Raw genomic sequence first — 24,265 nt, forward strand, 5'->3', positions numbered from 1 at the left:
GCGACCACCCCGCCGATTTGCAGTAGGTCTCGTCGTGAAGGGCGGCGCTTCTCCGTCATGTGTCGTCCGGGGTCGCGCCTCCCAGCGCCCGGATCAAGGCGATTGCCGTTCGGGCGCGATCATATTCGACCGTGATGCTGGCGCGTTGCGCGGCGAGCGCGGCGGTTTGGGCCGTCGTCACCTCCAGATAGTCGGCCGCGCCGTCGCGATAGCGATCAAGCGCCAGGCTCTCAGCCCGCGCCGCCGCTTGGGCGGCTATGCGCTGCTCGCGATCCTGACCCGTCAAGGCATCCATGCGAGACAGGGCATCCTCCACCTCCCGGAACGCATCCAGCACGGTCTGGCGGTAGCCCGCGGCGAGTTCTTCATAGTCCGTCCGGCTGATGGCCAGCCGCGCTCGCCGTCCGCCACCGTCGAACAGATTGAAGATCGTGGTGATCGGCCCGAGCGCCCAGAAACCAGTATCCGCGCTGACGATCGGCGCCTCGACCGCCTGATACCCCGCGCCGAGCCCGAGGCTGATGCGCGGATAGAAGGCGGCCCGCGCGACGCCGATCCGCGCATTGGCGGCGACCAGGCGGCGCTGCGCCTCGGCGATGTCGGGACGGCGCTGAAGAAGTTCGGAGGGCAGGGACGGCGGCAGGTCAGGCAGCGCAAGGCTTCGTTGCGCGGGATCGATGGCGAAAACAGAGGCGCTCTCGCCAACCAGCGCCGCGATCCGGTTCTCGATCCCCGCGCGCTGCGCCCGTAGCGCCTCCAGACGGGCGCGGGCATCGGCGAGCTGGGCCGTCGATCGGCTACGGTCCACGCCAGAGGCAATGCCGCCTTCGTGGCGGGTGCGGATCAAATCATCGGCGCGCGCATAGGCGGCCACGGTCCTGGTCAGCAGGACCTGCTCGGCATCGACGGCGCGAAGTTGGACATAGAGATCGGCGACCGAAGCCTGAAGGCTGAGCCGCGCCGAGCGCAAGGCGGCCTCCTGCGCTTCGGCATCCGCCGTAGCGGCGCGCACGCTGTTGCGGACCCGGCCCCAAAGGTCCAACTCATAATCGAGACCAACACCGAAGAGGATCTGGTTCGCGATTACGGGCTCGCCAGCTCCGATCGATCGTCCGGCTGAAAGCCGCTCGCGCGAAGCCCCGCCGGTCAGATCGACATTCGGCAACTGGTTGGAGCGGTCGAGCCGTGCCGCCGCCAACGCCCGGTCGTAACGGGCAAGCGCGGCCGCGAGCGTCGGGGTCCGCTCGTCCAGCCGCGCCATCAGCTCGTCGAGCACCGGGTCCGCGAATCCGCGCCACCACTCGCCACGGTCTAGATGATCGCCGGGCGCGGCCGTCGTCCATCCTTCCACATGGCGGAAGCTTGCCGGGGTCTCGATTGCCGGCGTTTGCATCGGCGGCAGGGTGGCGCAGCCGCCGAGGCCGATCGCGGCGACGAATGCTATCCTAGCGCTGCGCATTCGGAGCCGCCGGTTGCCGTGCGGGAACTACCCGGACCTTGTCGCCGGTGGCCAGCGCGTCGGGAGGGGTCTGAACGATGCGGTCGGTTGGACGTAGCCCCGAGATAATCTCGATGGTCGCGCCCTGGTCGCGACCCACCGCAACCTCCCGAAGCGCGACCTGACCCTGGCCATCGACCACGGCGACCCGCGCGCCGTCGGAACCGAGGATCAGGGCGCTCGCCGGCACCTGGACCGTTTCGGCGCCGCCAGGCACGGACACCCGCACCTCCGCGTAGCTGCCGGGTCTCAGGCGTCGAGCGCCGTTATCGACCAGAAATTCCACCAGCATTGCGCCGGATTGGCGGTCCACCGCCTCGGAGAGACGGGACAGTGTGGCCTCGAACACCTCGCCCGGTCTGTCAGGCACGGTGAACATCGCTTGCGTGCCGCGCACCAGCCTTCCCGAAAAAGCTTGCGGTACGCGCACATAGAGGCGCAGGCGGCTGACGTCGGCAACGGTGAACAAGGGTTCCACCCCCGGCGCGCCCGTCTGGACCAAGGCGCCGAGCTGGGCCGAGCGGCTGGTGACGACGCCATCGAACGGCGCCGTCAGCCGCGTAAATCCGGTCAGCGCCCTCAGCCGGCCGACGTCCGCCTGAGCGGCCCGTGCGCGCGCATCGGCAGCGGCAAACTGCCCCTGCCGCTCATCGGCTTCCTGCCGGGACACGGCGTCCTTTTCGAGCAGATTGTTCCAGCGCGCCGCCGTGGTTTCGGCCAGCCCGCGATCAGCGGCCGCGGTCTGATAGGCCGCCTGGGCCTGCGCGAGCTGCTGGTCGATCTCGGGCGCATCGAGGATGGCGAGCGTTTGCCCGCGCCGCACCCGGTCCCCGATGTCCGCGCGCCATTCGCGCACATAGCCGCTCACCCGCGCGTTGATCGCGGCGCGATTATAGGGATCGAGACTGCCCGGCAGCACGATCTCGCCTCCCTCGGACACGCGGGGCTGAACCAGGCTGACGGTGGGCAGCGCGTTCTCGGCCGCGATGGCTGCCTGTTCGCTTTCGGCCATGCCGCGCGAAACGAGGCCGCCTCCGACCAGTGCGGCAATCACGAGACCGGCCGCGCCGAGATAAAGGCCGGCGCGCTTCTTTGGGGTTGGATCAGACATGCTGGAGTTCAAGCTCCCTTGCGGGTGAGGAAGGCGCGCCCTTGCGATGGGCGATGCTGAACAGCGCCGGCACGAGCAGCAGTGTCGCCACGGTTGCGAAGATCAAGCCGCCGATCACCGCGCGGCCGAGCGGAGCGTTCTGCTCGGCGCCCTCGCCGATACCGAGCGCGATGGGGGTCATGCCGATGATGATCGCGAGCGCGGTCATCAGCACGGGGCGGAAACGGACCACCGCCGCCTCGATCGCGGCGCGGGTGGCGTCGCCGGTCTCGGCTAGGCGTTCGCGTGCGAAGCTGACCACCAGGATGGAGTTGGCGGTGGCGACGCCCATGCACATGATCGCGCCGGTGAGCGCGGGCACGGAGATGGTCGTGCCGGTCACGAACAGCATCCAGACGATGCCGGCGAAGGCGGCCGGCAGCGCGCCGATGATGACCAGCGGGTCGATCCAGCTCTGGAAGGTCACGACGATCACGAGGTAGATGAGGATAATCGCGCCGATCAGCCCGAAAGCGAGACCGGAGAAGGCGTGGTTCATCGTCTCATATTGTCCCGCCAGCGTGACGGTTACGCCGGCCGGGCGCTCGGCATCCATCTCGGCAATGATGCGATGAATGTCGCCGGCCACGGCGCCCAGGTCGCGAGCCTGCGGCGTGGCATAGATGTTGATGACCGGCTGGATGTCTGCTCGGCTCGCTACGTTGATGGTCGTATTGCGAGTCACGGCGCCAAGACCGCCCAGCGTCTGGGCCTCCCCGGCGCCCGTCGCCGAAACCGGCAGCGCTTCCAGCGCAGCGATCGTGTCGACCTCCAGTTCGGGGACTTGCGCCACGACAGGATAGGACACCCCGTTTTCGGGATTGAGCCAGTAAACCGGCGCAGACTGCTGCGTGCCGGCTAGGGCGGTCGCGACGCTGGTGGTTACGTCACGCTGGTTGAGCCCGTATTGCGCGATCCGCGAGCGATCGATGTCGATGTTGAGCTGCGGCGCGCGCGAGGATTGCTGGAGTCGGGCGTCGGCGAGGCCGGGCACGGTCCGAACGCGTTTGAGGATCGCTTGCGCATAAGCTTCGTTCGCCGCGAGATTCCGGCCGCGCACCTGGATATCGATCGGCGCTGGCGAGCCGAAGTTCAGGATTTGGCTGGTGATGTCGGCAGGCAGGAAGGAGAAATCAACGCCCGGAAAGCTCACGGGCAGCTCGCGCCGCAAAGTGGCGACATGCGTGTCCGTCGCGGTTCGGTTCCGCCCGAGCGAGATGAGGATATCGCCCTCGTTCAGTCCCACCGTCCCCGTATTGTTGTAGATGACGTTGAGCAGCGCGGAGGACATTCCGACATTGGCGACGACCGATTCAACCTGCTCGGCGGGGATCAATTCGCGCACCCGCGTCTGCACCCGCGAGATCAGCGCCGTGCTGTCCTCGATGCGCGTGCCTGCCGGCGCGCGCACATGCAGGGTGATTTGCCCAGCATCCACAGTGGGAAAGAAGTCGCGGCCAAGTGTGGGAATGAGCAGCAGCGACGCCACCATCGCGCCGAGGAACGCCGGGATGAAGATGCGCCGTGCGGACATCACGCGGGAAAGCACCCGCCCGAAGCGGTCCTTCTGCCTGTCGAACCCGGTCGAAAAGCGATGCTGGAACCGGACGAGTGGATTGCGCGAGCGGGCGCGCTCGGCCTCTTCGCCCTCCCGATGCGGGCGTAGCAGATACATCGCCATCGTCGGGATGAGCGTGCGCGACAGGATGAACGAGGCGATCATCGAGAAGATCACCGCCAGTGCCAGCGGCACGAACAGATAGCCTGCGACGCCCGGCAGGAAGAACATCGGCACGAAGACGATGCAGATGCACGTCACGATCACGAAGGCGGGCGTCACGATCTGCGCCGCGCCGTCCATGATCGAGCGTAGAACCGGCTTCCCTTTCTCAAGGTGCCAGTTGATGTTCTCGATCGTGACCATCGCGTCGTCGACCAATATGCCGATGGCCAGAGCCAAGCCGCTCAGCGTCATGATGTTGATCGTCTGGCCGGTCGCGCTCAGCGCCAACAACGCGGCGAGGATCGCCAAGGGTATCGTGGTCACGATGATGATCGTCGATCGCCACGATCCCAGAAACAGCAGGATCATCAGCGAGGTCAGCACGGCGGCCAACACACCCTCATAGGCCACGGTGGAGACGGCCGCCTTCACCAGCACCGACTGGTCGCCGATAAGCTGGACGCGCAGCGTTTCCGGGAGGCCCTCGGTGATCTGTGGGATACGCTCGCGAACCGTATTGACGATATCGATGGTTGAGGCCGCACCGCTCTTGAGCACGGTCATCAGGACTGACCGCTGGCCTTCGACTTGGACGATGTTCATTTGCGGCGGCGCGCCGTCGCGGACTTGGGCGATGTCGCGCATGGTGATCGTCGCGCCGTCGACCACGCGAACTGGCAGATTGTTCAACTGCTCGACCGAGCCCGGCGCATTGTTGAGCCTGACGGTGTATTGCAGGCCGCCGACCTTGGCGAAGCCCGCCGGGATGATTTGGGTTTGCGCGGCAATCGCCGCCGCGACGTCGCCGGCGGACAGGCCGCGAGCGCGCAGCGCCTCAGGGTCGATGTCGATCTGTATCTGACGCTGCTTGCCGCCGAATGGGAAGGGCATGGCGACGCCCGGCACGGTGATGAGCTGCGGGCGGATTTGATTGACGCCGAGATCGTAGAGCTGCTGTTCGCTCAGCCCTTCGCCGGAGAGGGCGAGCTGGACGATCGGCACGGTCGAGGCGTCATAGTTGACGATGAACGGCGGAGAGATGCCCGGCGGAAGCTGACGCAAAATGGCCTGCGAGATCGACGTGACCTGCGCGGTCGCGGTGCGAATGTCCGCGCCTGGCTGGAAGTAAATCCGCACGACGCCAACGCCGTTCATCGACTGGCTCTCGATCCGGTCGATGTCGTTGACGGTCGTGGTCAGCACGCGTTCGAACGGATTGATGATCCGTCCGGCCATGTCCTCGGGCGACAGCCCATTATAGGTCCAGGCGGTCGCGATCACCGGCACGCCGATGCGCGGGAAGATGTCGACCGGCATCCTCAGAACGGACAGGATGCCGAGGCCAAAGATCAGCACGGCCATCACGATGAAGGTCAGCGGTCGCGTTAGCGCGACCCGCACGAGCGCCATCATCGTGGCTGGTTCCGAAACATAGGTGACTTGCTAGGCATCGCACGTCCTCCCGCGAGATCGCGAAAATGGGCATGCTCCCGTCTTGCGTGATCGTGATCGTGGTGGCTGTGGGAATGGGGCATGTCGATCTCAAACGGAGCCATAAGATGTGCACATGAATATGTGTTCATTTGTTTGATGTCAACTCGATGCAGTCAAGCACCACCATGAGCTGGCCGTGGCGATGACGAGCAAATGGCAGCGTCATTTTTGCGCTCGGAGAAGCCGATGACGGCGTCGGCGGTTGAGGGACGGCTTCAGGAATCCGGGAATTCCTGACTTTCCGCATTGATTCGTTTGTTGCCGCAGACCGATGCTTCTTCCAACGTTTGGAAGGTCAAGGGATGAATCACTTCGGGCTCACGTCGGACCTACGCCGCCGGTACGTTGCTCGATGACTATGTGCAGTCGGGCACCATGGCCGCCGACCAAGCGGCGCTTCTAGCCGAAGTCGCCAAGGGTCCCGACCGCGTCGTCATCATTGAGGACACGCGCGAGCTTCAATGCGCCGCGCCTAATCTCGTCGCGATGCGCACCAAGGATGGCATTGCGACGCTCGACGCGCCATGCCGGCGTGCCCCTTCGACCTATCGCCTATCCTTTCATATTTATCTATATTCATATGAATGATTGTTGAAAATAATCCTTGACCTTGCCAACGCTGGAAGCCGCAAAGCGAACAGGAATCGATCAGACGCCGCGGAACGGATGAACAAGGCGCGGCACAGTTGAAAGGCAATATCATGCCGACAAAAAGCGCACTTCTCCTGGCTTCCATAGCCTTGGCTATTGGCGGCCTTACGTCAGCTTGTAGCAAATCGGGCGGCGATCAGGGCGCACAAGCGGCGGCAGCGCCGCAAGTGCCAGTAGCGCAAGTTGTCGTGCGCGAGCTTGCCCCCTCGGCCGAGTTCAACGGTTCGCTATCGGCGCCCCAGAGCGTCGAGTTGCGGCCCCGCGTCAGCGGCGCAATCGTCTCCGTCCATGTCCCCGAAGGCGTGCTCGTCAGGAAGGGGCAGCTTCTGTTCCGCATTGATCCGCGACCATTCCAGGTCGCGCTCGATCAGGCGCAGGCGCAGCTTCGTCAGGCGCAAGCCTCCGCAACGCTCGCCGAAAGCAATTTCACCCGCTCGGAACAACTCGTCGCGACCGGCGCAATCTCGCGCAAGACTTATGACGACGCGCTGGCGCAGCGGAACGCCGCACGCGCACAGGTGCAGGCCGGTAGCGCGGCCGTAGCCGCCGCACGGCTCGACCTTTCCTTTACGCAGGTCACGGCGCCGGTCGGCGGCCGGGTCGATCGCGTGCCCTCGGACCTTCTGGCGCGCCGACCCGACATCCGCGCGGTCGAACATACGCTGCGCGCCGCCAACGCGAATATCGGCGCTGCCCGCTCAGCGTTCTTCCCGACGATCAGTCTGACCGGCTCGGCGGGAACGGCGAGCGCGAGCCTCGACGATCTGTTCTCATCGGGGTCGGGCGCATGGAGCTTCATGCCGCGCATCACCCTGCCGCTTCCAATCTTCGGCGGCAGCGCGCTGAGAGCCAACCTCGATCGCGCGGACGTGCAGAAACGGATCGAAATCGCCAACTATGAGAAGGCGATCCAATCCGCCTTCCGCGACGTGGCTGACGGGCTCGCCGGCAAAGGAACCTTGGACGCCCAAATCCGATCGGAAACGCAGCGGGTCGATGCCAGCCGCAATGCCTACAGGCTCGCGGAACAGCGGCTCAACTCAGGCGAGGATGACAACCTCGCCCTGCTCGACGCGCAGCGCACGCTTTACGGGTCACAGCAAGCCTTGGTCCGCTCCAAGCTGGTGCGGCTCAGTAATCTCATCAATCTCTACAAGGCGCTGGGTGGCGGCTGGACGGAGTTCACGACACCGCCTGATGATCCGTTAGCCCGGTGATTGAGCTGCGCCAGCTCCGCTACCTGATTGCGGCGGCCGAGGCCGGTAGCTTCAGTCGCGCGGCGCGCAGCATAAATATCAAGCAAGCAACGCTCAGCCGACACGTCCTCGAAATCGAGAAGCGGCTAGGCATGGCGCTGTTCGACCGCAAGACCCGCGGTGCCACTCTGACTCCGAATGGCAGAACCTATCTGCGAACGGCACAGCGCATCGTGAAGGAGTTCGAGGAACTGAACAACTGGGTCCGCGCCACGAACAACGGCCACGTCGGCAAGCTGGCCGTAGGCTTCTATACGTCCTTCTCCGCCGGCAACTTGCGGGCAACGCTCAGCGAGTTCGGCGAACGCCACCCCGAGGTCAAAGTATCCGGCTTTGAACGCGATCGGGATATGCTGTTGGCCGGGATCGAGAATGGCCTGCTCGATATCGCGATCATGATTGGGGAGGCCTCCTATCGGGGTCTGATGAGCCGTTCTTTCTGGAGTGAGCGCATATTTGTAGCAATGCCGGCAGGCCATCCACTCACCCAATGCGAACGCATCCATTGGCCCGACCTGACCGGCGAACACTTTTTGCTGACCGAACGAGATCCCGGCCCAGAGACCCGAAACATCCTCATGGGCAAACTTGGGGTCCCCGGTTGCATGCCAGAGATCGACATGCAGGATATCGGACGCGAGACAATGTTGAGCGCCATTGCGCTCGGTGGGCGTCTCTCGATTGTCGCCGAATCCGCCTTGGGTATCCAAGTGCCAGGCGTAACGTTCAGCGAAATCCACGACAGTCATGGACATATGCGGATCGGCTTCTCGGGCTATTGGCGTGAAGACAATGACAACCCCGTCTTGCTGCGCTTCCTTGATCTCGTGGCCGGTCGCTATTCGCTGCCGCCCATTCTGATGCCGCAGCCATCACATCACCAACCGGAAAAGAAATAGCCATGACACGAAGCAAGACACTCTTCATCGTGCTGGTCGCGCTGGTCATCGGATTCGGCGTGGGCTTCGTGCTGCGCCCGGTGATCATGCCCGTCGAGCGTGCGCCGGCCCTCGCGAGTCCGGCCCCCGCCGCACCGGAGCCGGCCGAACCGCGCGGGACGCAGTATTTCGCGGCGCATCTCGATGAAGCACGGGAGATCGTGGGGCAATGCGCGGAAGGCTCGGTGCGGGGCAGCGAGTGCGCCAATGCCGAGCAGGCCGTGATCGAGGCGGAAGGCCGCGACCGCTTCAAGAAGTTCATGGGCAACTGACGGCAGGCGGCGCGCTCTCACTTCCCCTGCGCGCGGTGCCGGCGAAAGGCGCGGTCGGTTTCCATGAACCGGGCGAGCATCGGCGCGACCAGCTTGTCGGGCGGGACCGGCGCTCCCCCGGTCTCGGCTGCGAGCGCGGCGGCATAGGCGACGAGATCGCGATGCACGGCGGCGGGCAGCTCCACGGAGAGCTTGACCGGCCGATCGTCGGCCAGCGGCCCCAACTTCAATTTCGTCATCGTGTCGCTCCGATCGGTTCAAGCACCAGGTCGCGCGTGATGACCACGCGCAACGGATGCCCCGGCCGGATGGTGAGCGTCGGCTGCACATTGAGCTGCCGACGCACGATCTGCTGGCCGGTCTGGTTGATGGTGTCCTGCGAGCCGCGACGCAGTGCGCGAGTAAGTTCGTCCTCGCTATCCGCGCCCAATTCGGCGCCGACGCCGAGCAGTGTCGAAACGGCGGCGGCTTTCAGCAGATTGCCCCAATGCTGGTTTACGCGATCCTGTAGGCCAGCATATCCGGCCGCATCAGCGCCGGGCTGGCGCTCGAGAACGATCGAGCGGCCGTCCGGCAATATCAGCCGATCCCATGCCAGCAGCACGCGCGCCTGCCCGGCGGCGATCTCGCTGTCATATTCGCCGATCAGCCGCGTGCCCTGCGGGATGAGCAGGATGCGGCCCGTAGGGCTGTCATAGACGTTTGCCGTTACCTGGGCGGTGATCTGGCCGGGAAGGTCCGAACGGATGCCGGTGATGAGCGCGGCAGGGATGATGCTGCCGGCCTGCACGATGTTGGGCGAGGCCGGCGCCACGAGGCGTTCGACGCTGACCGTCCGCTGATTAGACGCCTGCGCCAAGAAGGCTCGCTTGGCGGCCTGGTCGCCCTGCGCCGTCTCGGCAGGTTGCGGTGAGGCAGGAGCACCAGGCGCTGCCGTCGCGAGGTTCGGCAAAGACGGCATCGCAGCGGCCCCGGCGCTGCTGCCACCCAAGAACACGCCGCTCATGCGGGCGGCGTCGCGCTCCTGCTGCGCGCGCTGGCGGGCGGCTTCCTCAGCCTGCGCGCGCGGATCGGGCTGGGCGCCGACCGGCGGGACCTGGACATTCTCCCCGCGCTGCTGGGCCGAGACGATCGGGCCGCCGAGGTCGCCGGGAAGCGGCGGGCCGAGTTTCGGCGCTTGGCTATAGTCGCGCGGTCCCGACGTGATGGTCTCGGACGTGGCGCGGCTGTCGGTGTTGTAAAGCTCCTTGGCCTCCTTCTCGCCGGCCGGCTTGAGCGCATAGATCAGTGAGCCGCCGATCCCGAGGCCGGCGACGACGCCGAGGGCGGCCAGCGCCTTGCGCGACAGGCGCATGACGCGCGGCGGGTTGCCGCGAAGCTGGAAGGCTTGCGGATCGGGGCGCGGCGCTTGCGGTGCGGCCGCCTCGGGCGGGGAATTGTCGGCGGGATCGGTCACGGCCGCCCCCTGCGCCCATTGTCGCGCACGATGCGGACGCGCTGCTCGCCGCGCCGGTCGCCCAGGCGCAGCTCGGCGGCGGCGAACAGCCGGTCCACCACCATGTAGCGGCCCTGCACGCGGTAATTAACTAACTCGGCATCGCCGGCCGCGCCGGTCACGAACAGCGGCGGCATCTCGCCCTGCGAGATCCCGGCCGGAAACTCGATGAACACTTGGGCTGCATCATCGAAGGCGCGAACCGGCTTCCACGGCACGCGGTCGCCCTCGATCCGGTAGCGGAAGTTGAGCGCCGCGAGGTCGAGGCCGGTCGCGACGGGGGCAGCGGCGGCATTGGCGCCGCGCAGCGCGATGAGCTGGTCCTGCGGATAGGTCCATGAGACCGAGGCCATGTATGTCGATGCGGTCGCGCGCAATTCGATGTGATAGGTGCGCCGGTCGGTATTGATGACGAGGTTCGTGGAAATGTCGGGGCGTGTTGGCTTCGCCAGGATATGCACGCGCGCCGTCGCGCCGCTGCCGCTCACCGTGTCGCCGATGATCCAGCGCACGGTGTCGCCGGCCGCGACCGGCCCGGGCCCCACGAGCTGCTCGCCTTCCTGAAGCGCGATGTCCGTCACCTGGCCGGGCGCGGCATAGACCTGATAGAGCGCGCCGTCCGTCCAGGGATATTGCTGGATGGCGTTGAGGAAACCGTCGCGCACCGGCTGCACGCGGGCGGCCGCGTTGGCGGCCCCGACACGGCGGCGCGGATCGGCGGGCTCGGAAGTCGCTGCCCCGGCCGCGACCGGCTTCAATTGGCCGGGGAGCGGCAGGGGTTCGGGGATCGTCACCACCTCGACGGCGCGGAGCGGTTCCGCGGCCGGCGTCGCCGCGATCTCGCGCGGCGGATCATCATAGCGAATCGCGGGCGGCTTCGCCGATGTGGTGGCGCAGCCGGCGAGCGCGGTGGCGGAGACAAGCAGGACCGCCGAGGCGGAACGGCGAAATGGCGTGTGCGTCATTGCGACAGCTCCCTTGACCAATTCAAAGCGTTGACGAAGACGCCGAGCGGATTCTTGCGCAGGGCGTCGGGGGTGCGCGGCGGCTGCACGACGATGGTGAGGATCGCCGACCAGCGTTCGGTGGCGGCAAGGCTGCCGTCCTGATAGCGGCGCTCGGTCCAGGCGACGCGGAAGCTGTCGGGCGATGCCCGGATCACGCTCGACACGTCCACCGCGACCTGCACCCGGCCGACATTGGCGAAGGGGTCGTTGGCGCGGGCGTAGTCGTTGAGCGCCACCGCGCCCCGATCGGTCGTGAAGTCGTAGGCGCGCAGCCAGTTCTGGCGGACGATCACCGGATCGGCCGGGATCGCCCTGACCTGCTCGATGAAGCGGGCGAGATGGAACGCAATTTGCGGATCGGTCGGGCGATAGCCCGCCTCGGCGGGGGCGACGGCCTGGGCCTCGCCGAGCCGATCGACCTGCACCACCCAGGGCACGATATGCCCACGCGCCGATTGCCAGACGAGACCGGCGGAAAGGCCGCCCGAGAGCGCCAGCGCGCCGAAGAAGGCGAGGCGCCAGTTCTTCGCCTGCACGCGCGCGGAGCCGATGCGGTCGTCCCATTGCTGGGCTGCGCGCTGATAGGGTGTCGTGGGTTCGGGCGTCTGGCCGTAGCGGATGGTGGGGCGTCGGAACATGGGAGGTCAGTCCTTCTCTTTGATGTCGGGACCGGCGCCGCCGCCGTGGCTGTCGCCAGCCTTCATGGTGTGGGCGAGGACGGTCGCGCCGTGGCTGACGGCCTGGCGGCGTTTCATCGCGGCGGCCCATTCAGGCTGGGCGGATGCGCCGGCCGACGCGGAACCGCCAGCGGTTGCAGCCGCCGGGGCGGCGGATGCCGGCCCGCCGGTGATCGTGCCGCCGGTTGCGGTGAATCCGGCACGGGCGCCGGAGCGGAAATTGGACTTGATCGCCTCGCCGCCCTTGGCGGCCGCCTTGCGCAAGGGCGAAAGGACGGCGTTCGCCGCGCTTCCCGCCGCCGCTTGGCCGACAGCGGCCATGCCGCCCGCAACAGCGCCTGCACCGCTCTTGCCGAACGAGCCGAGGCTGTAGGCGCTGGTGGCACCGCCTGCCATCTGAGCGCCACCACGCGCGGCGGCGCCGGTCATCCGGCCGGCCGCACCGACTGCGGACCCGGCCGCGCCCACGCCAAGGCGTGCGGCGGCGGCGCCTCCGATCAGCGCGCCGCCTGCCGCCAGCGCGGTCCCGGCCGCCGTACCCGCGCCGAGCTGCGGGCCGCCCGAGACGATGCCGTTCGCAATGCTGGGGCCGAAGATCGACAGGCCCAGCAGCGACAGCGCGGCAAGCGCGATGGCCATGACCTGATTGATGTCGGGCGCGGGGCCGAGGGCAGCGCCGGTGAACTGGCTGAACAAGGTGGTGCCGATGCCGGTGATGACGGCGAGCACCAGCACCTTGATGCCGGTCGAGACGACATGGCCCAGCACCTTCTCGGCCATGAAGGCGGTCTTGTTGAAGAAGGCGAAGGGCAGCAGGACGAAGCCGGCCAGCGTCACCAGCTTGAACTCGATCAGCGTGATGAAGACCTGCACGGCGATGATGAAGAAGGCGAGCACCACGATCACCCAGGCGAGCAGCAGCACGAGGATCAGCGCGAGGTTGGAGAACACGGCCCAAAGGCTGGAGAACTGGCCCGCCGCATCGAGCAGCGGCTTGGCGGCTTCGAGCCCCTTCGCCGCGATCGTGCCGGGCTTCATGAACTCGTCGATCGTCATCGCCCCGCCGCTGGCCTGGAGGCCGAGCCCGGCGAAGCTCTCGAACACGATGGTCGCGAGCAGCGAGAAATTGCCGATGATGAAAGCGAAGGTGCCGATGTAGAGCGTCTTCTTGACGAGGCGCTGAAGCACGTCCTCGTCCGCGCCCCAGGCCCAGAACAGGCCGGCGAGCGTTACGTCGATGGCGATCAGCGTGGTCGAGAGGAACGCGACCTCGCCGCCGAGCAGGCCGAAGCCTGAGTCGATGTAGCCGGTGAAGATGTTGAGGAAATTGTCGATAACGCCGGTGTCGTTCATGGCCGGGTGCCTTCATCCGGCGCCGTGTCGCTGCCGCGCTCGATCTCGGGCGGGGGCTCGTCCTGGCGGAAGAAGCGGCGGCGGTTGACGGCCCAGGCCGCCTCGCAGCCACTATCCGGCTTGGTGAGCGAGGCGCAGCGATCCAGCTCGCGGGCGAGCCTGGCCTGGCCTTCGTCCGCCGGCAGGAAGAGCGGGGGCGCGGGCGCAGGCTCATCGGGCTGGACGGCGGCGACGATCGCCACCGTCATCATCAGCCCGGCCAGCGCCGCCACCCCTGCGATCTTCGCCGTGCGCGACATCGGGCGTCTCAGTTGCCCATGAAGCGGCGGAACCGCTCGCGCCCTTCGGCCTCCTCGGCCGCCTGGCGGGCGGATTGCAGCGCCTGCGCCCGGCCCTGCGCCGCGACCGCGGCGGTGAGGTCGGCGAGCTGCTGCGATTGCAGCGCGAGGAGCTCGTTGCCCGCCTGCGTCGCCTGGAGCGCGCCGGTCGCCGACTGGCTGGCCGAGACCAGGCTGTACATCGTCGTGCGGGCGCCTTCGATGTTGCCGACGACGCCGGCCTGCACCTGCAAGGCATCCTGAAAGGCGCCGACGCTATCCTCCCAGCGGGCATTGGCGTTGGCGACCATCTGCGCGTGGGTGCCGGTGAGCGCCGCGCCCTTGTAGCGGCCGTTGAACACCTGCTGGACGTTCTGCACGTCATAAGCGATGCGCTGCGCCTCGCCGAGAAGCTGCTGGGTGCGCTGCACCTGCTGCTGCAACTGCTGGAGCGAGCTGAACGGCAGCGAAGCCAGGTTGCGCGCCTCGTTGACGAGACTGGTCGCCTGCTGCTGGATTTGCTGAATCTGGTTGTTGACCTGCTGGAGCGACCGCGCGGCCGTCAGCACGTTCTGCGCATAATTGGTCGGGTCATAGACGATCCCGCCGAACTGAGCGTGCGCCGGCGTGGCGGCGGTGATGCCGATCATGCTCGATGTGGCGATGGCGCCGGCCAGCATGGCGCGGCGCAGGATATTGGGTTTCATGGGGTCGTGTCCTTCAAGGCAAGGGGGAGCTGGCCGGCATCTTCCCGGCGACCGGCCAGCGGATCGAGTTGGGGTTCGGGAAGAAGATCGACCGCCCAGGCCAGGCCGCGATGGCGCAGCCATTCGGCGGCGAAGCGCTCGCGGCCGTGGGTCTCGACCAGTTCGGCGATGCGGAGCTGATCGGTCTTGGAAGACGCGGCGGCGAAGGCCAACGCGACCTCGCCTAGCCCCAGCTCGAACAGCCGGTTGCCGCGCCGCGACTGGCAGTAATAGTCGCGCTTGGGCGTGGCCCGGCTGAGGATTTCGATCTGGCGAGCGTTGAGGCCGAACCGTTCGTAGATGGCGGCGATCTGCGGCTCGGCGGCGCGCTCGTTCGGCAGGAAGATGCGCGTCGGGCAGCTCTCGATGATGGCCGGCGCGATGTTAGAGGTTTCGATGTCGGCCAGGCTCTGCGTGGCGAAAACGACGCTGGCGTTCTTCTTCCGCAAGGTCTTAAGCCATTCGCGGAGCTGGGCTGCGAAGTCGGGGGTGTCGAGAACCAGCCAGCCCTCGTCGATGATGATGAGCGTCGGCGAGCCGTCCAGCCGGCCTTCGATCCGGTGGAACAGGTAGGACAGGACGGAGGCGGCTGATCCGCCGCCAACCAGGCCCTCCGTCTCGAACGCCTGCACCGACGCTTCGCCGAGCCGTTCGACCTCGGCATCGAGCAGCCGGCCCCACGGTCCACCAAGGCAATAGGGGGCGAGCGCCTGCTTGAGCTGCTGGCTCTGGAGCAGAACCGCGAGCCCGGTCAGCGTGCGTTCCGGCACGGGCGCACTGGCAAGGGAGCCGAGCGCCGACCACAGATGCTCCTTGGCCTGCGGATCGACGGGGACGCCTTCGCTGGCGAGGATCGCCGCCAGCCATTCGGCCGCCCATGCGCGCTCGGCCGGATCGTCGATACGGGCGAGCGGCTGTAGCTGGACGCTGCCGTCGCCGTCGTCGGACAGCCCGAGATCCTGCCAGTCTCCGCCCGCCGCCAGCGTGGCGGCGCGGATCGAGCCACCGAAGTCGAACGCGAAGACCTGGGCGTTCTCGTAGCGGCGGAACTGCATCGCCATTAGCGCGAGCAGCACCGACTTGCCCGCGCCGGTCGGGCCGACGATCAGCGTGTGGCCGACATCGCTGCCATCGGGGTGAAGGGAAAACCGGAACGGGGTCGAGCCTTCGGTCCTGCCATAGAGCAAGGGGGGTTGTCCGAAGTGCTCGTCCCGTTCCGGCCCCGCCCATACTGCTGACAGGGGGATCAGATGGGCGAGATTGATGGTGGAGATCGGCGGTTGCCGGACGTTGGCGTAGGTGTGGCCGGGCAGGCTCCCCAGCCATGCCTCGATCGCGTTCATCCCCTCGGGGATCACGGTGAAGTCGCGGCCCTGGATGACCTTCTCGACCAGCCGCAGCTTCTCGGCCGCAATGGCGGGATCGCCGTCCCACACCGTCACCGTCGCGGTGACATAGGCCATGCCGGCATAGTCGGAGCCCAGCTCTTGCAAGGCGGTGTCGGCGTCGGCGGCCTTGTTCGAGGCGTCGCTGTCGAGCAGCGTGGACGCCTCGTTGGTCATGACTTCCTTGAGGATGGCCGCGACCGATTTGCGCTTGGCGAACCATTGCCGCCTGATCCTGGTCAGCAGCTTGGTCGCGTCGGTCTTGTCGAGCATCAGCGCGCGGGTGGACCAGCGATACTCGAAGGCGAGCCGGTTCAGCTCGTCGAGCAGGCCGGGGAAGGTCACGCTCGGGAAGCCGACGATGGTGAGCGTGCGCAGATGGTGCTCGCCGAGCTTCGGTTCGAGCCCGCCGGTCAGCGGCTCGTCGGCGAGTAGCGCGTCGAGGTGCATCGGAGTTTCCGGCACGCGCACGCGCTGGCGGCGGGTTGAGGTGGTGCTGTGCAGGTAGGTCAGCGTCTCGCCGTCATCGAGCCAGCGGACCTCGGGCACGAAGCCCTCGACCAGATTGAGAACGCGGTCGCTGCGGTCGGCGAAGCCCTTGAGCAGTTCCCACGGATCGACGCCGCTGGTGGACCGGCCCTCGTAGAGCCACCCTTCCGCGCGCGCCGCTTCCTCGGCCGGCGGCATCCACAGCAGGGTGAGATAATAGGCGCTCTCGAAATGCGCGCCTTCCTCGCGGAACTGTTCGCGGCGCTCCATGTCCACGAGCGCCGAGACCGAATCGGGAAAATCGGAATCGGGGTAGTCGAGCGCGGGACTGCGCTGCGCCTCGACAAAGATCGCCCAGCCCGAGCCGAGACGCCGGAGCGCGTTGTTGAGCCGCGCGGTGGTGGCGACCAGCTCGGCGGGTGTGGCGCTGTCGAGATCGGGGCCACGGAAACGCGCCGTGCGCTGAAAGCTGCCGTCCTTGTTGAGAACGACGCCCTCGCCGACCAGCGCGGCCCAGGGCAGGAAGTCGGCCAGGTGGGCGGCGCGATTCCTGTATTCGCGCAGGCCCATCATGGCCGCATCCACGCCGGATAGCGGAGGTGCCGCCGGGCCACGTCCACGAACTGCGGGTCGCGGCGCGCGGCCCAGACGGAAAGCGCGTGGCCGATCGCCCAGATGACCAGCCCGGCGATCCAGAGACGCAGGCCGAGCCCGATCGCGCCCGCCAGCGTGCCGTTGACGATGGCGAGCGAGCGCGGGGCGCCGCCGAGCAGGATCGGCTCGGTCAGCGCCCGATGGACCGGCGCAAAATAGCCGGCGATCGGCTCGACAGGATCGGCCGCGCCCGTCATGCGATCAGCGCCCCGCCGCCGAACGAGAAGAACGACAAAAAGAAGCTCGACGCGGCGAAGGCGATCGACAGACCGAACACGATCTGGATCAGCCGGCGGAAGCCGCCCGAGGTGTCGCCGAACGCCAGGGTCAGGCCGGTGACGATGATGATGATGACCGCGATGATCTTCGCTACCGGCCCCTCGATACTTTCGAGGATGGATTGCAGCGGGGCTTCCCACGGCATCGACGATCCGCCGGCATGGGCGGGCGCTGAGATGGTGAGCGCGATGACGCTGGCGGTGGCGGCGAGCATGGCGCGGCGTGCGCCATGCCGAAGGGCATGGATCATGGTGCGTCTCCGAGGTTGGGGGGTGCGAGGGGAGTCAGGCGGTAGTCGCCGGTCGCAGCGTCGATCCCCTCGACGCGGGCCAGCTCGGCGAGGCGGCGGCCGTGCCCGTCGCGGACCAGCACGGCGATCAGGTCGATGGTCTCGGCCAGCAGCGCGCGCGGGACCGTGACCACGGCCTCCTGGATGAGCTGCTCCATGCGGCGCAGCGCGCCGAGCGCGGTCCCGGCGTGGATGGTGCCGATGCCGCCGGGGTGGCCGGTGCCCCAGGCTTTGAGGAGGTCGAGCGCCTCGGCGCCGCGCACCTCGCCGATGGGGATGCGGTCGGGGCGCAGCCGCAGGCTGGACCGCACGAGATCGGACAGCGTGACGACGCCATCCTTGGTCCGCATGGCGACGAGGTTCGGCGCGGCGCACTGAAGCTCGCGCGTGTCTTCGATCAGGACGATGCGGTCGGCGGTCTTGGCGACTTCGGCCAGGAGCGCGTTGACCAGCGTGGTCTTGCCGCTGCCTGTGCCGCCCGCGACGAGGATGTTGGCGCGGGCGGCGACGCCATCGCGCAGCGCCGCGGCCTCGGCCGGCGACATGATCCCCGCCGCCGCATAGTCGTCGAGCGTGAAGACGGCGACGGCCGGCTTGCGGATCGCGAAGGCGGGCGCGACGACGACGGGGGGCAGCAACCCCTCGAACCGCTCCCCTCCTTCGGGCAGCTCGGCCGAGACGCGCGGGGAGCGGGCGTGAACCTCGACGCCGACATGGTGCGCGACCAGGCGAACGATGCGCTCGCCGTCCGCGGCGGCCAGCGTCATGCCGGTGTCGCTGATGCCTTCGCCGAGCCGATCGACCCACAGCCGGCCGTCCGGGTTCAGCATCACCTCGATGACGGCGGCATCGTCGAGCCAGGCCGCGATCGACGGGCCGAGCGCCGTGCGCAGCATCCGCGCGCCGCGTGTCTTCGCCTCGGAACGGATCGGATGGACGGTCAAGAAAAAGCCCCTGATGAGGGCCGGGCGAACCGCCGCCCGGCGTCAGGGGCGCATCAAGAGAGATAGAAAATGGCGTACTTCAACAAGTAAATGCGATTGTCGTAGTCTGGCGTAGAAAGACAATAACTGGCGTATCCAGCTCATTCTTCTTGGAGCGGAAAGTCCTCGCCAATTTCTTGCCTGACCTTCGAACCCTTCGCGAGTCGGCGGCCGAGCGCATCCATGAAGGCGTCGTAGCGGTCGCCGCCCTGGCGACGCATCGCGGCCCGCTCGCTCTCGGGCGGCGGCGGAGTGTTCGACAGCCAGAAGCGCACGAACAGCGCGATCATCTCGACACCGATCCCCGTGTCGCGCTCCAGCCGGGTGATGCGGCGGTCCAGCTTGTCGAGACGCTTGGCGATGGCGGCCTCGCGCTGCTCGTCGGCGTCGGGCGACAGGAAGGATGCGATGGCCGCCTCGGCGATCAGCGACCGGGACTTGTCCCTGCGGTCGGCATAGGCGGCGAGCGCGCGCATCAGCTCGGGGTCAAGATAGACCGACAGCGGCGTCTTGGTGCTCATAGCTCGATGCCGTCCTCGGGATCGAGCGACGCCTGCCGGGCCACGCGCTGCATCTGGCGGCGCACCGTCGCCTGCCGCGCCGCATCGCTATCGGGGTCCGGCTCGTCCAGCTCGAACTCGTTGGCGGGCGCGGGCCGGGGCGTCGGCGCGATGTCGATGTGGGGCTCCAGCGCCGGCTCGCGGCGCAGGTCCCCGTTCGCGGCATCGTCCTCAGCACCCGCCTTCTTGGCGGCCTTTTTCTTCATCGGCTTCTTGGGCGATTCATGCTCGATCGGCTCGGGCATCGGCGGCGCCTCGATCGGCGCCAGGCCGCTCCAGTCGTCGGGGCGCGGCGGGCCGCCTCCGACATTCATGTCAGGCGGCGACATCACCCGCTGCGTGAACCGCCGGTCCTTGAAGTAGCGGGCCTTCTTTGCCCGGATCGGCGGGATGCCCGCGACCATGACGATCTCGTCGTCGGGCGGTAGCTGCATGATCTCGCCGGGGGTGAGGAGTTGGCGGGCGGTCTCAGAGCGCGACACCATCAAATGCCCGAGCCAGGGCGAAAGCCGGTGGCCGGCGTAGTTCTTCATCGCCCGCATCTCGGTCGCGGTGCCGAGCGCGTCCGAGATGCGCTTGGCGGTGCGCTCGTCGTTGGTGGCGAAGCTCACGCGCACATGGCAATTGTCGAGGATCGCGTTGTTCGGCCCGTAAGCCTTCTCGATCTGGTTGAGGCTCTGGGCGATGAGGAAGCTCTGGATGCCGTAGCCGGCCATGAACGCCAGCGCGCTCTCGAAGAAGTCGAGTCGGCCGAGCGCCGGAAACTCGTCGAGCATCAACAGCAGCCGGTGGCGCGATTGCCGCGCCTTCAGGTCCTCAGTGAGCCGGCGCCCGATCTGGTTGAGGATGAGGCGAATGAGCGGCTTGGTGCGTGAGATGTCGCTGGGCGGCACGACGAGGTAGAGCGTGACCGGCAGCTCGCCCTCGACCAGATCCTTGATGCGCCATTCGCAGGTGCGCGTGACCTGCGCGACGACGGGATCGCGATAGAGGCCGAGGAACGACATGGCGGTCGAGAGCACGCCCGATCGCTCGTTGGCCGATTTGTTGAGCAGCTCGCGCGCGGCCGAGGCGACGACGGGATGGACGCCGGCCTCCCCCAAATGCGGCGTCGTCATCATCGCCCATAGCGTGCTCTCGATCGGGCGGCGGGGATCGGACAGGAAGGCGGCGACGCCCGCCAGCGTCTTGTCGGCCTCGGCGTAGAGGACATGGAGGATCGTGCCGACCAGTAGGGCATGGGAGGTCTTCTCCCAGTGGTTGCGCTTCTCCAGCGAACCTTCCGGGTCCACCAGCACGTCGGCGACGTTCTGCACGTCGCGCACTTCCCAGGCGCCCTTGCGGATTTCGAGCAGGGGGTTGTAGGCGGCCGACGCGCCGTTGGTCGGATCGAACAGCAGCACCCGCGCGTGCCGGGCGCGAAAGCCGGCGGTGAGCTGCCAATTCTCCCCTTTGATGTCATGGACAATGGCTGAGCCCGGCCAGGTGAGCAGCGTCGGCACCACCAGCCCCACGCCTTTGCCGGATCGGGTCGGCGCGAAGCACAGCACATGCTCGGGACCGTCATGCCGCAGATAGTCGCGCCCGAGCCGCCCGAGCATGACGCCGTTCGGCCCGAGCAGCCCGGCGGCGGCGATCTCCCTGCGCGACGCCCAGCGGGCCGAGCCATAGGTCTCGGCGTTCTTCAGCTCGCGCGCACGCCAGACCGACATGCCGATGGCGACGACGATCGCGGCGAACCCGCCCGACACGGCGATGAACGCGCCGGTCTGGAATACCTCCGGCGCATAGGCGTCGAAGGAGAACCACCACCAGAAGAAGGCCGGCGGCGGATAGATCGGCCAGTCGCCGAGCATGAACCAGGGCGCCCCAAGCTCGGGCTGATAGGCGAGCGCCGCGGCCGTCCATTGCGTCGCGGTCCACAGGGCGGCGAGCACGATCAGGAAGACCGCGAAGACCTGACCCCAAAGGATTTTGGTTGCCGACATGGCACCGAAGTCGATGCGTACCGGACATCAAATCAAGTCGCTGCTATTATGGAGGAAAGCCTAGCGTAGAAATACAGGGAATGGCGTATTTTCGCCTTGTCGTTCAACTATGCCAGCCTATTCCTAGACCTGACTGGCCGCTTTCGAGTTACGCGCTACGATCATTGATCCGGGCTTGCGCGCGCAATGATCGACACGACTGCGGTTGTGGATGCGGTCGCTTCGACGCAAAGGGCTGCGAGTTGCCGGGTTGCGGTTCGGCGATGTTGAAGGTTCAGCGCCAACGCCAACGATGCGCGATGATGCGCCCGGACTTCCTTGTTACTCGCACCGGGAAAGACGTGCGCTATATATGCTTCAAGCATCCGGTTTGCATCGGTTTCGCTTGGCCGAACGCCGTCTAACGATTCGTGTATTGTGGGATCATAGACTGCCTGCGCCAGCGATATGATGACTTCGCGGCATAGCAGGCCGATCGCTTGCCAATCTTCTTCGGCGGATGCGGTTTCAAGTTGCGTTCGCGCCTTGGACAATGCGCGATCAACCCGCTCCCATCCTGTCGCCTCGCGCGGTTCCGATGGCAGCGACGATCGCTTTGCGATGGCTTCGATTGCGGCACCGAATAGCTGGCGGACATAGAAACGCCGATCCTTGTATTGCGGCAGCTCCGCGCTCCAATGACGATACCATGCCCACAGATCGACGTGCGGGTTGTCGTATGTGACGCCTTCTGGGATCGCTTGTCGGATGCGGACTTCTCGCGCCCGGTAATAGTCGTCAACGTCCTGAATACGCGCGCCGCCGGTTGCAACGTCGATCATCATTGCACGATGGATCAGCAATTCCGATAGCAACGCTGCCGCGCCGGTTGCGTTAGGGGCGTCTAGCGTTTCGACACGAATATCTTCGTGTTGCCTGCTGGCTTGCTGCGCGCTCAAAATAGCTTCGGCGATCCGCTTCCGATCCTGTTGCGACAACGATCGCAACGCTTCGGCGATCGGGTTCGGCGCGCGCACGATGATTGCTTCGTCTTCCAAGTCGGAAAACCAATCTAGCGCGGTTTCGAGTTGTTCGACGGACGCCAGGCAATGCCGCAGCAGCATCGACAGATCGAAGCGTTGAAGGCTTTCGAGAAATTTGCACGCATTGTCCGTCGTGTTCGCCATTTGATCCGTATGCCGGTTACTGCGATTACGATCAATCTTCCAGCGACGCTTCCACTAAAGGCCCAGCCCCCGGCCGCGTCCGAACGACCAATCCACCCCGCCATTGCCCCGCATGACGCCGGAGATGTGCTTGCCGATCTGCCGGTCGAGCGACGGGGACCAGGGCACGAGCTGGAAGCTGAGGCCGCTGTCGATCATGGCGAAGCGGCCCGAGGCGAGCGTGACGCGCTGGCGCACCGTGCCGGCGACATATTCGCCGGCCTTGGACGGCGCGTGCGGCAGGCCGATCTCGGCCGACAAGTCCTTGGCGGCCGCGTCCAGTTCGCGGCGGCGGAGCGTGTCGAGCAGATTGCGTGCAAAGATAATCCGCTGTCCCTGCCGCCGCGCCAACCCTTCGTCGGCGAGATGCTCGGCGCGCGCTTCCATTGCGGCACGCACCTCGGTCCCGAAACCGCCGCCAAGGTCACGGCCGTCGCTCGAAAGGTTACGGCGGTCGAGCCATGTGGCCCCCGGCGCGTGGACCTGCGCGGACAAATCCGCGTCCGAGCGCACGGCGAGCGCCACCCGCTGCCGCCCCTTGCGGTCCTCGAAATGGCGCAGCTCGACGATCGCGCCGGGCTTGCAATCGCCGGTCGCCTCGATGTCGGAAAAGCGGACGTGGTGGGTGCGTCCGTCGATCCCGTCCACGATCGCATAGGCGCCGCCGGTCAACTCGTCGTGCAGCCCGCGATCGACCAGCCTGCCGATAACGGGCTGGGCGGGATCGGCGTCGAGAACATAGCTGGCGGCGCCCCGGTCGATGCCACGATCGGTCATCGCTTTGTGCATCCGCTTGATGATGTCGTCGCGCTCGCCCAGCTCGCGCAGCGCCGCCTGGGCATCTCCCGCTAGCGTCCACTGGCCGGGCGCGATCTCGCTGGCGAGGCCCAGCCGCTCCAGCTTGCGCAGCCGGCCCATCCTCAGCGCATGGTCGCCGTCCGGCCGCACGCCGGGCTCGGGCGCCATGTCGATCAACCCGTCGCGCTGCATGGTCCGCGACAGATCGCGGTCGATCTCGGTCCAGCGTTCGGCCTCGACCTGCCGCTCCAGCGATTGCCGGATGTCGAGGTCGCTGCGCAGGCCGAGTTCCTGGGTGACGATCTCGCGCGCCTGCGCCCGCATCCCCTCGCGGATATAGTCGCGCGAGATGACAAGGTTCTGCCCATCCTCGCCGACGCCGCGCACGATGATATGGACGTGCGGATTACCGGTGTTCCAATGCTCGACCGCGCGCCAGTCGAGGCGCGTGCCGAGGTCCGCCTCCATCCGCGTCATCAGCTCGCGGGTGAATCCCTTGAGGTCGCGCATCTGGTCCGCATCCTCCGGCGACACGATGAAGCGAAAATGATGCCGGTCGTCCTCGCAGCGCGCGGCGAACTCATTGCGATCGAGTCCGTCCGCTTCGGCGCCGAACAGCACGCCCCGCTCGCCGTCGCGGGTGACGCCATCGCGTTGCAGATAATTGAGATGGGCGGCGAGCGAGGCCCGACCGCCATGCCGGACCACGCGCGCCTTGACGATAACCTGGCGCGATCGGTGGCCGAGCCGGTGGGTCGCGCGGACGCTCGCCACGCGGCCCCGGCCGAAGGTCGAGCGGCCCGGCGCGACGATCCGGCCGCGGCGCGAGACATGGCCGCCGGCCCGCTGCGCGGCGGCGAGCGCCTGGACGATGATCGGCAGCGCCCGCTGGCTACCGCGCGAGCGGATACGGCCTGGCCGGAGGCGGAAATCGTCGTCGCGGCTCATGCCGGGACAGGCCGCAATGTGCGGCAAACCCTGCGCGCTGCTGGTTTCCAGCCAGCGCCGCACAGTGCGGGATTTCCGCACACATTGCGCAGCAATGCCCGAAAGCCTTG

21 protein-coding genes and 1 pseudogene are annotated in these 24,265 nt (G+C 67.1%); 4 read left to right on the forward strand and 18 right to left on the reverse strand.

Annotation, left to right across the window (positions count from 1 at the left end; all coding sequences use genetic code 11):
* Positions 1 to 55: 55 nt before the first annotated feature.
* From J2X38_RS00055 to J2X38_RS00065, 3 genes are read right to left on the reverse strand one after another with little or no spacing between them, the layout of a single operon-like run.
* A complete protein-coding gene (locus tag J2X38_RS00055; RefSeq protein WP_017502068.1) occupies positions 56 to 1,459 on the reverse strand; it encodes an efflux transporter outer membrane subunit in 1,404 nt (467 codons plus the stop codon).
* A complete protein-coding gene (locus tag J2X38_RS00060) occupies positions 1,446 to 2,609 on the reverse strand; it encodes an efflux RND transporter periplasmic adaptor subunit (RefSeq protein ID WP_017502069.1) in 1,164 nt (387 codons plus the stop codon). Before J2X38_RS00060 ends, J2X38_RS00055 begins: the two co-directional genes overlap by 14 nt.
* Positions 2,602 to 5,784 (reverse strand): efflux RND transporter permease subunit, encoded by a 3,183-nt coding sequence (locus J2X38_RS00065; RefSeq protein WP_017502070.1) that lies wholly within the window; start codon positions 5,782 to 5,784, stop codon positions 2,602 to 2,604. Before J2X38_RS00065 ends, J2X38_RS00060 begins: the two co-directional genes overlap by 8 nt.
* Before the next feature lie 402 nt (positions 5,785 to 6,186).
* Here J2X38_RS00065 and J2X38_RS00070 point away from each other — a divergent pair.
* From J2X38_RS00070 to J2X38_RS00085, 4 genes and pseudogenes are all read left to right on the forward strand, one after another.
* A pseudogene (locus tag J2X38_RS00070) lies at positions 6,187 to 6,381 on the forward strand (P-type conjugative transfer ATPase TrbB); the annotation flags it as partial.
* Positions 6,382 to 6,566: 185 nt separating this feature from the next.
* On the forward strand, positions 6,567 to 7,733 hold the full coding sequence (locus tag J2X38_RS00075) for an efflux RND transporter periplasmic adaptor subunit (protein WP_079390201.1): 1,167 nt from the start codon (positions 6,567 to 6,569) through the stop codon (positions 7,731 to 7,733).
* The gene (locus J2X38_RS00080; RefSeq protein ID WP_017502073.1) at positions 7,730 to 8,671 is read left to right on the forward strand and encodes a LysR family transcriptional regulator; all 942 of its coding nucleotides are present in this window, start codon (positions 7,730 to 7,732) and stop codon (positions 8,669 to 8,671) included. The genes J2X38_RS00075 and J2X38_RS00080 overlap by 4 nt, the downstream gene beginning before the upstream one ends.
* A gap of 2 nt (positions 8,672 to 8,673) precedes the next feature.
* Positions 8,674 to 8,982 (forward strand): hypothetical protein, encoded by a 309-nt coding sequence (locus J2X38_RS00085; protein ID WP_017502074.1) that lies wholly within the window; start codon positions 8,674 to 8,676, stop codon positions 8,980 to 8,982.
* Between the two features lie 17 nt (positions 8,983 to 8,999).
* On the opposite strand, the gene J2X38_RS00090 is transcribed toward J2X38_RS00085, so the two are convergent.
* From J2X38_RS00090 to J2X38_RS00160, 15 genes are all read right to left on the reverse strand, one after another.
* Positions 9,000 to 9,221 (reverse strand): DUF2274 domain-containing protein, encoded by a 222-nt coding sequence (locus J2X38_RS00090; RefSeq protein ID WP_017502075.1) that lies wholly within the window; start codon positions 9,219 to 9,221, stop codon positions 9,000 to 9,002.
* A complete protein-coding gene (locus tag J2X38_RS00095) occupies positions 9,218 to 10,438 on the reverse strand; it encodes a TrbI/VirB10 family protein (RefSeq protein ID WP_017502076.1) in 1,221 nt (406 codons plus the stop codon). The genes J2X38_RS00090 and J2X38_RS00095 overlap by 4 nt, the downstream gene beginning before the upstream one ends.
* Positions 10,435 to 11,442, reverse strand: a complete 1,008-nt coding sequence (gene trbG, locus J2X38_RS00100; RefSeq protein WP_017502077.1) for a P-type conjugative transfer protein TrbG — start codon at positions 11,440 to 11,442, stop codon at positions 10,435 to 10,437. The genes J2X38_RS00095 and trbG overlap by 4 nt, the downstream gene beginning before the upstream one ends.
* On the reverse strand, positions 11,439 to 12,122 hold the full coding sequence (gene trbF, locus J2X38_RS00105; RefSeq protein WP_012049883.1) for a conjugal transfer protein TrbF: 684 nt from the start codon (positions 12,120 to 12,122) through the stop codon (positions 11,439 to 11,441). Before trbF ends, trbG begins: the two co-directional genes overlap by 4 nt.
* A gap of 6 nt (positions 12,123 to 12,128) precedes the next feature.
* Positions 12,129 to 13,514 (reverse strand): P-type conjugative transfer protein TrbL, encoded by a 1,386-nt coding sequence (trbL, locus tag J2X38_RS00110; protein ID WP_048938181.1) that lies wholly within the window; start codon positions 13,512 to 13,514, stop codon positions 12,129 to 12,131.
* Entirely contained in the window at positions 13,511 to 13,813 is a 303-nt protein-coding gene (trbK-alt, locus tag J2X38_RS00115) for a putative entry exclusion protein TrbK-alt (protein ID WP_017503599.1), read from the reverse strand. Before trbK-alt ends, trbL begins: the two co-directional genes overlap by 4 nt.
* An 8-nt stretch (positions 13,814 to 13,821) precedes the next feature.
* Positions 13,822 to 14,538: a P-type conjugative transfer protein TrbJ gene (trbJ, locus tag J2X38_RS00120; RefSeq protein ID WP_017503598.1), complete on the reverse strand. Its 717-nt coding sequence runs from the start codon at positions 14,536 to 14,538 to the stop codon at positions 13,822 to 13,824.
* Positions 14,535 to 17,024 carry a conjugal transfer protein TrbE gene (trbE, locus tag J2X38_RS00125; RefSeq protein ID WP_026109713.1) on the reverse strand — a complete coding sequence of 830 codons (2,490 nt, stop codon included), beginning with the start codon at positions 17,022 to 17,024 and terminating at the stop codon, positions 14,535 to 14,537. Before trbE ends, trbJ begins: the two co-directional genes overlap by 4 nt.
* Positions 17,021 to 17,302, reverse strand: a complete 282-nt coding sequence (locus J2X38_RS00130; RefSeq protein WP_007405996.1) for a VirB3 family type IV secretion system protein — start codon at positions 17,300 to 17,302, stop codon at positions 17,021 to 17,023. Before J2X38_RS00130 ends, trbE begins: the two co-directional genes overlap by 4 nt.
* Positions 17,299 to 17,634, reverse strand: coding sequence for a TrbC/VirB2 family protein (locus J2X38_RS00135; RefSeq protein ID WP_007406001.1), 336 nt, complete (start codon positions 17,632 to 17,634; stop codon positions 17,299 to 17,301). The genes J2X38_RS00130 and J2X38_RS00135 overlap by 4 nt, the downstream gene beginning before the upstream one ends.
* Positions 17,631 to 18,617 (reverse strand): P-type conjugative transfer ATPase TrbB, encoded by a 987-nt coding sequence (gene trbB, locus J2X38_RS00140; protein WP_043090870.1) that lies wholly within the window; start codon positions 18,615 to 18,617, stop codon positions 17,631 to 17,633. The genes J2X38_RS00135 and trbB overlap by 4 nt, the downstream gene beginning before the upstream one ends.
* A 140-nt stretch (positions 18,618 to 18,757) precedes the next feature.
* Positions 18,758 to 19,177, reverse strand: a complete 420-nt coding sequence (locus J2X38_RS00145) for a CopG family ribbon-helix-helix protein (protein ID WP_017502704.1) — start codon at positions 19,175 to 19,177, stop codon at positions 18,758 to 18,760.
* Positions 19,174 to 21,204: a conjugal transfer protein TraG gene (locus tag J2X38_RS00150; protein ID WP_310249834.1), complete on the reverse strand. Its 2,031-nt coding sequence runs from the start codon at positions 21,202 to 21,204 to the stop codon at positions 19,174 to 19,176. The genes J2X38_RS00145 and J2X38_RS00150 overlap by 4 nt, the downstream gene beginning before the upstream one ends.
* A gap of 161 nt (positions 21,205 to 21,365) precedes the next feature.
* Entirely contained in the window at positions 21,366 to 22,370 is a 1,005-nt protein-coding gene (locus tag J2X38_RS00155; RefSeq protein WP_043090873.1) for a hypothetical protein, read from the reverse strand.
* Between the two features lie 54 nt (positions 22,371 to 22,424).
* Entirely contained in the window at positions 22,425 to 24,155 is a 1,731-nt protein-coding gene (locus tag J2X38_RS00160; RefSeq protein ID WP_043090879.1) for a VirD2 family relaxase/mobilization nuclease, read from the reverse strand.
* Between the last annotated feature and the right edge of the window lie 110 nt (positions 24,156 to 24,265).

This window comes from Sphingopyxis sp. BE235 (assembly GCF_031457175.1).
Taxonomy (GTDB): domain Bacteria; phylum Pseudomonadota; class Alphaproteobacteria; order Sphingomonadales; family Sphingomonadaceae; genus Sphingopyxis.

What these genes read in the sequence shown, in the direction of transcription:
- J2X38_RS00055 (WP_017502068.1), bottom strand. Translation starts at nt 1,459, where the DNA reads ATGCGCAGCGCTAGGATAGCATTCGTCGCCGCGATCGGCCTCGGCGGC.
- J2X38_RS00060 (WP_017502069.1), bottom strand. Translation starts at nt 2,609, where the DNA reads ATGTCTGATCCAACCCCAAAGAAGCGCGCCGGCCTTTATCTCGGCGCG.
- J2X38_RS00065 (WP_017502070.1), bottom strand. Translation starts at nt 5,784, where the DNA reads ATGATGGCGCTCGTGCGGGTCGCGCTAACGCGACCGCTGACCTTCATC.
- J2X38_RS00075 (WP_079390201.1), top strand. Translation starts at nt 6,567, where the DNA reads ATGCCGACAAAAAGCGCACTTCTCCTGGCTTCCATAGCCTTGGCTATT.
- J2X38_RS00085 (WP_017502074.1), top strand. Translation starts at nt 8,674, where the DNA reads ATGACACGAAGCAAGACACTCTTCATCGTGCTGGTCGCGCTGGTCATC.
- J2X38_RS00090 (WP_017502075.1), bottom strand. Translation starts at nt 9,221, where the DNA reads ATGACGAAATTGAAGTTGGGGCCGCTGGCCGACGATCGGCCGGTCAAG.
- trbG (WP_017502077.1), bottom strand. Translation starts at nt 11,442, where the DNA reads ATGACGCACACGCCATTTCGCCGTTCCGCCTCGGCGGTCCTGCTTGTC.
- trbF (WP_012049883.1), bottom strand. Translation starts at nt 12,122, where the DNA reads ATGTTCCGACGCCCCACCATCCGCTACGGCCAGACGCCCGAACCCACG.
- trbL (WP_048938181.1), bottom strand. Translation starts at nt 13,514, where the DNA reads ATGAACGACACCGGCGTTATCGACAATTTCCTCAACATCTTCACCGGC.
- trbK-alt (WP_017503599.1), bottom strand. Translation starts at nt 13,813, where the DNA reads ATGTCGCGCACGGCGAAGATCGCAGGGGTGGCGGCGCTGGCCGGGCTG.
- trbJ (WP_017503598.1), bottom strand. Translation starts at nt 14,538, where the DNA reads ATGAAACCCAATATCCTGCGCCGCGCCATGCTGGCCGGCGCCATCGCC.
- trbE (WP_026109713.1), bottom strand. Translation starts at nt 17,024, where the DNA reads ATGATGGGCCTGCGCGAATACAGGAATCGCGCCGCCCACCTGGCCGAC.
- J2X38_RS00130 (WP_007405996.1), bottom strand. Translation starts at nt 17,302, where the DNA reads ATGACGGGCGCGGCCGATCCTGTCGAGCCGATCGCCGGCTATTTTGCG.
- J2X38_RS00135 (WP_007406001.1), bottom strand. Translation starts at nt 17,634, where the DNA reads ATGATCCATGCCCTTCGGCATGGCGCACGCCGCGCCATGCTCGCCGCC.
- J2X38_RS00145 (WP_017502704.1), bottom strand. Translation starts at nt 19,177, where the DNA reads ATGAGCACCAAGACGCCGCTGTCGGTCTATCTTGACCCCGAGCTGATG.
- J2X38_RS00150 (WP_310249834.1), bottom strand. Translation starts at nt 21,204, where the DNA reads ATGTCGGCAACCAAAATCCTTTGGGGTCAGGTCTTCGCGGTCTTCCTG.
- J2X38_RS00155 (WP_043090873.1), bottom strand. Translation starts at nt 22,370, where the DNA reads ATGGCGAACACGACGGACAATGCGTGCAAATTTCTCGAAAGCCTTCAA.
- J2X38_RS00160 (WP_043090879.1), bottom strand. Translation starts at nt 24,155, where the DNA reads ATGAGCCGCGACGACGATTTCCGCCTCCGGCCAGGCCGTATCCGCTCG.